Origin of the sequence: Undibacterium sp. Di27W (assembly GCF_049340345.1) — a bacterium.
In the GTDB taxonomy this organism is placed as follows: Bacteria; Pseudomonadota; Gammaproteobacteria; order Burkholderiales; family Burkholderiaceae_D; genus Undibacterium.
This window is the reverse complement of record NZ_JBMPOS010000059.1, coordinates 1-2,007: the sequence shown is the minus strand read 5'-3', so window position 1 is coordinate 2,007 and position 2,007 is coordinate 1. Positions and strand designations below refer to the sequence as shown.

The window sequence follows — 2,007 nt, the reverse complement described above, 5'->3', positions numbered from 1 at the left end:
CCAGGACGCCATCAGTTTATTGGAAGCAGATCATCGTGAGGCTGAAGATTTATTCGCTCAGTATGAAAAAGCAAAAGACGCTGAAAAAACAGAAGAAAAATTTGAGATAGCGCGCAAGGTTTGCGCTGCCTTGTTGATTCATATGCAGGTTGAAGAAACCATCTTTTATCCCGCGGCACGCGCTGCCCTGGATGAAGAGGGTGATGATCTGCTCAATGAAGCAGAAGTAGAACATAACGGTGCCAAAGACCTTATCAAGCAATTGGGTGAAACAAAGCCTGACGACCCTATGTTTGATGCCAAAGTCAAAGTGCTCAGCGAGCAGATTGAACACCATGTGGATGAAGAAGAAAACGAACTTTTCCCTAAACTCAAAAAAACCGATCTTGATCTAGATAGTCTGGGCGATGAAATGGCGCAGGCCAAAGAAGATCTCAAAGAACAACTGGGCGCTTGAGTTTTGTTGAACTGTAGTTGATTTTGAAGAGCTGCATCACCGTGCAGCTTTTTTTGTTATATCCACCGGAGATACCCATGAAAGCATTGAGTTACCACGGCAGCCATCACGTTCAAGTAGATACGGTTCCTGATCCAGTTCTGCAAGAAAACGATGATCTTATCCTGCGCGTCACTGCCACGGCGATCTGCGGTTCTGATCTTCATCTGTATCGCGGTAAGGTACCACAGCTAAAGCATGGCGATATTCTCGGTCATGAGTTCATGGGTATTGTTGAAGAAACCGGCTCGGGCGTACAAGATATCAAAAAGGGTGACCGCGTAGTGATTCCTTTTGTCATCGCTTGTGGTAGTTGCTTCTTTTGCGCACAACAGCAATTTTCTGCGTGCGAAACCACCAATACAGGTGAAGGCGGACTCTTGAACAGCAAGCACATCAAGCCACCTGCGGCACTGTTTGGTTTCAGCCATATGTACGGAGGCATACCTGGCGGTCAGGCAGAATTCGTACGTGTGCCTAAAGCCAATGTCGGCCCGCTGGTCGTGCCTTCATTGCTTGCCGATGAACAGGTTCTGTTTCTCAGCGATATTTTGCCTACTGGTTACCAGGCAGTATTGAATGCTGAAGTAAAGCCTGGTTCTACGCTGGCCATCTTTGGTGCTGGCCCGGTTGGTTTGATGTCTGCGGCTTGTGCTCGCATGAAAGGTGCATCAAAAATATATATGATAGACCACCATGCCTACCGCCTTGAGTTTGCCAGGGAAACCTATGGCATTGTCCCCATCAATTTTGATGACACTGACGCTGCTGAGTTCATTATCGCTGATACACAAGGTCGTGGCGTCGATGCCGTGATTGATGCTGTCGGTTTTGAGGCGAAAGGCAGCGCACTGGAAACCGTACTGACGGGTCTCAAGATTGAATCCAGCAGTGGCAGTGCCTTGCGTCAGTGTATTGCTGCAGTGCGTCGTGGTGGTGTCATCAGTGTCCCAGGTGTGTATAGCGGCTTTATCCATGGTTTCTTGTTTGGCGATGCCTTCGACAAGGGCTTGACGATACGCATGGGCCAGACCCATGTGCAAAAACTCATGCCGGAATTGTTGGGCTTTATTGAAGAGGGAAAACTTCGCCCTGAAGCCATTATTACGCACAGGATGAAATTAAGTGAAGCTGCCGAGGCGTACAAGATATTCGATAAAAAAGAACAGGATTGTCGCAAGGTGGTGTTGACGCCAGATTAATTAAAAATTTCCACAGTTTTCATTCGAGGAAAAAGTGAATATCGACTGGTCTGCTTTGTGTGATTTGATTCAATGGCCCGCTATGATCGTGACGGTCATTGCATCATGGTGCGTAGCCTCGCGCTCAGTCAAAAAACGCAAGGCAGGTTTTTGGCTATTTTTGTTAAGTAATGTGCTCTGGATTATTTGGGGTTGGACAACTCACGCTTACGCACTGATTAGCTTGCAGCTATGCCTGATGGCGATGAATACACGGGGAGTTTTAAAAAATGAGAAGAATTGACAAGCATCATTGGCGAAGTCAATTAG

General features: G+C 47.1%; 3 protein-coding genes. All 3 read left to right on the top strand.

The features are described from left to right. Positions 1–457, top strand: a 457-nt coding sequence (locus ACO0LF_RS31190) for a hemerythrin domain-containing protein (protein ID WP_423021256.1), incomplete at its 5' end; no start/stop codon positions are given. Between the two features lie 77 nt (positions 458–534). After that, positions 535–1,698 carry a zinc-dependent alcohol dehydrogenase gene (locus ACO0LF_RS31185; RefSeq protein ID WP_423021254.1) on the top strand — a complete coding sequence of 388 codons (1,164 nt, stop codon included), beginning with the start codon at positions 535–537 and terminating at the stop codon, positions 1,696–1,698. Positions 1,699–1,732: 34 nt separating this feature from the next. Next, positions 1,733–1,981 carry a hypothetical protein gene (locus ACO0LF_RS31180; RefSeq protein WP_422979766.1) on the top strand — a complete coding sequence of 83 codons (249 nt, stop codon included), beginning with the start codon at positions 1,733–1,735 and terminating at the stop codon, positions 1,979–1,981. The last annotated feature ends 26 nt before the right edge of the window (positions 1,982–2,007 follow it).